General features: G+C 61.7%; 3 protein-coding genes. 2 read left to right on the top strand and 1 reads right to left on the bottom strand.

The genetic code is table 11. The features are described 5' to 3' along the window. Nucleotides 1-580: 580 nt before the first annotated feature. Nucleotides 581-1,360, bottom strand: a complete 780-nt coding sequence (locus BJF89_RS09945; protein ID WP_075814493.1) for a TSUP family transporter — start codon at nt 1,358-1,360, stop codon at nt 581-583. 553 nt (nt 1,361-1,913) lie between these two features. On the opposite strand from BJF89_RS09945, the gene BJF89_RS09935 reads away from it, so the two are divergent. Both BJF89_RS09935 and BJF89_RS09930 read left to right on the top strand, forming a co-directional pair. Beyond that, nucleotides 1,914-2,135 carry an antitoxin VbhA family protein gene (locus BJF89_RS09935; RefSeq protein ID WP_255372585.1) on the top strand — a complete coding sequence of 74 codons (222 nt, stop codon included), beginning with the start codon at nt 1,914-1,916 and terminating at the stop codon, nt 2,133-2,135. A 3-nt stretch (nt 2,136-2,138) separates the two neighbouring features. Further along, entirely contained in the window at nt 2,139-2,876 is a 738-nt protein-coding gene (locus tag BJF89_RS09930; protein WP_075814487.1) for a Fic family protein, read from the top strand. Nucleotides 2,877-3,017: the final 141 nt, after the last annotated feature.

Raw genomic sequence — 3,017 nt, 5'->3', positions numbered from 1 at the left:
AACGAAGCTCAAGTAGTCCGCCAGCGCCGTTCTCCTGCCGCACTCTGTGCGGTGTCGGTCGCTCTGACTCGCATTAATCTACACACCCCACACACACGACACAAAACACCAGGTCACAACGTCACCGGCGGAACGAACCGGGTGTCGGACGGCCGTACGACCAACCCATGCACGTCCTTGGAACTTGGCGCGCGGCGAGCCACACCACCTGGATCCCGCGTCAGACGTAGACCGGACCTGCTCGGCGTCAAAGGTTGTTGTGCCCCGCTGTCAGCAGATGCGGCGAGCTGGCCGCCTCGATGTGTTGAACCGTCGGCTTTCCCGCTTGGTGGAGATCCGGAAGAGACCACTGGGTCGAAGCACTCCGAAGCGTCACGGTCGCACGCCCGTAAGTCCATGAAAGATCACGTTCCAGGCGCATCGACGACACCCCTGGGGTAGATGAGCGCACCGTTACTCGCGGGATGCAGGGATACGTCCGGCTGAGCCGACCTGTCTCCGTGGTTGTCGACGCCGGTGTTGGTCACAAGACGTCCAGGTACCGGGAGCCGCAGTCCCGCGGCACATCGTGACTGCCAGTTCATCCTCCTGCGCCGACGAACTGGTCATAGGCGAGCTTGGCCGACATCAGCACGACCACCACAAGTATGACCCCGCGTAAGAAGCCCGCCCCTCGTCCGAGGACCATCCGGGCACCGATCTGTGCTCCGATGACGTTAGTGACAGCCAGCCCGAGACCAAGCAGCCACAGCACTTCTCCCTGCACCGCAAAGGTGACGAGAGCCCCGAGGTTGGTGAAGACGTTAATAACCTTCGCCCAGGCGGCGCTCGTGATGAAGTCGCCACCAAGTAGGCTGGTGAAGCCCATCATCAGGAACAGTCCGGTGCCCGGTCCAAAGGTGCCGTCATAGACGCTGACGGCAGCCACGAGTGCCAGGAGGGCAAAGACAGCGCGGGGTGCTGACCGAGTCCTGCTCGGAGTGTCAACCTGACCAAAGGACGGCCGGAACAGGATAAACAGGCCGACAGCGACAAGAAGCACGATAATTACCGGCCGCATGAGCTCCTTGTCGACCGATGAGGCGATAATCGCTCCACCGGCCGAACCGGCAACCGCCAGCGGTGCATATCGGAGCGCTCTGACTGCCGCAGGAACTCTGCGTACCAGCACGGCGGCCGAGCTCGCGGTACCGAAGATCGCAGCAACCTTATTCACCCCGAGTGCCTGGGCATTGGACATTCCAGGATTCACGATCATCACCAGCGGAATAAGAATCAGTCCCCCGCCACCGACGACCGCGTCGACCCAACCCGCAACAAGAGACCCGACGACCATGATCGTGATGACTGTAGGAGACAACCCTGTCCATCCTTACTGCATGACCGCCACTGACAGCTGGCACTGCCGGACAATGCCACCACCGGCCAGGTTAGCTGACAGACAACATTCCTTCGCGTCGTCGGACCCGTTCGGGAAGTGGGCCACAACGCAATAGTCCTGTCGCTGGTCATGTTTATCTCCGCCCTGGATGATGGTGACGCCCAGAACTTCCGTCCCCTGCACAGCTGCCCGCTACAAGGCACTCGCTCACTCCCCCGGCACCCCAGGTATACAAGCACAGGAAATGCCTCTCCCGACACATGTCTGAATACCGCACAACACAGGTCGTCCCGATTTGTAGTCACGCAGATCAATCACGGCATCGCCATCAACAGCTCGTTCCGCCCTCCACCTGTGTTGAGATCTGCTTGTGGCGGTCTAAGAACCCGATCACCGACAGCGTCCACAAGAGCATGTACTGCCGAGACATCCGGCGAATGTGCAGGTAACTCCCTCGTTCTTCGCTTCAGCGGGGGTACGCTCCGTGGTAGAATATTGAGGTCGATGAGACCGAGGGAAGGCTGGAAAGATCGTGAAAGACTACCGCACCGAGGACCAGAAGGTCGCCGCTGTCGCCGCGTCAATGACGATGGCCGGCCAGCCCGTAACCGCCGAAGATGAGGCTCGTGGTCGCCGTATCCTGCGCGGGGAGATCTCCGGTGACCAGGCTGTCCTGGAGGTTCTGGAGGAAGAGGGCCTGGCGGACAGTGCCCGCGCCGCCGAGCTGCGCCGTCGGATCGCCGCCGCGGCATAGGCCATGGCCTCGGACGGCGCCACGGCACCAGAGAACTTCTACGGAATCTCCGACTCCTCAAAGCTGGAGCATGTCGCCGGAAGGTCCGCCGCCCAGCGACTCTATGAACTGGAGAGTGGCGATCCTCTGACCAGCTTCACCCGTGAGGATCTCGTCAGGGTTCACACACACCTGATGCAGGACATCTACCCGTGGGCCGGGCAGATCCGTACTACCGAGGTCGGGGCAATGGGCATGGCGATGTGTCGTGCCCGGTTCGTCGACGGTGAACTCGACCGGGTTATCCGTGATATCAGCCGCAAGTCACCGTCGACCACCGACATCGACGCCGCAGTGGACACCGTGGCCGGTCACTGGTCCGAAATGACCATGGTCCATCCGTTTCAGGACGGCAACAGCCGTACCCAAAGATTCTTCTTCGATCAGATGCTCCGGGCAGCCGGGTGGGCGGTGAACTGGACCCAGGTAAACGCTGAACGGGCTCATGCCGCCCGCTACGTCGGCGCGGCCACGGTCGACCCGTCGTATCTCGCGCAGACCCTACGCCCCGCGGTCCACCCGGCCGATCAGATCGCCGCCGGTACACTGACGGCCACTGCGAATACCCGCGACAATCGTGCATCAGCCGAGATCTTCCACGACATGATGGAGTTCAAGCGTTCGCACCCCCGAGGTACTCCATATGAACTGCCGGACGAGTTCAACTCGACAGCTACAGGCACGGACCTGACCGACCAGTAGACGGTCCAGCTGCCACACCGATTGTGTCGGATCCGTTGTACGGCGAACTAAGCGACACCGCCCTATGGGACGTCGACGGCAAGATGCCGTTCGTGCCCTCCGTCGCCGACGAGGACTTCAACCACCCTATGGGATTAACCG

The organism is Corynebacterium sp. CNJ-954 (genome assembly GCF_001942345.1).
Lineage (GTDB): Bacteria > Actinomycetota > Actinomycetes > Mycobacteriales > Mycobacteriaceae > Corynebacterium.
The sequence above is the reverse complement of the archived record's forward strand: the minus strand, read 5'-3'. Positions and strand labels throughout refer to the sequence as shown.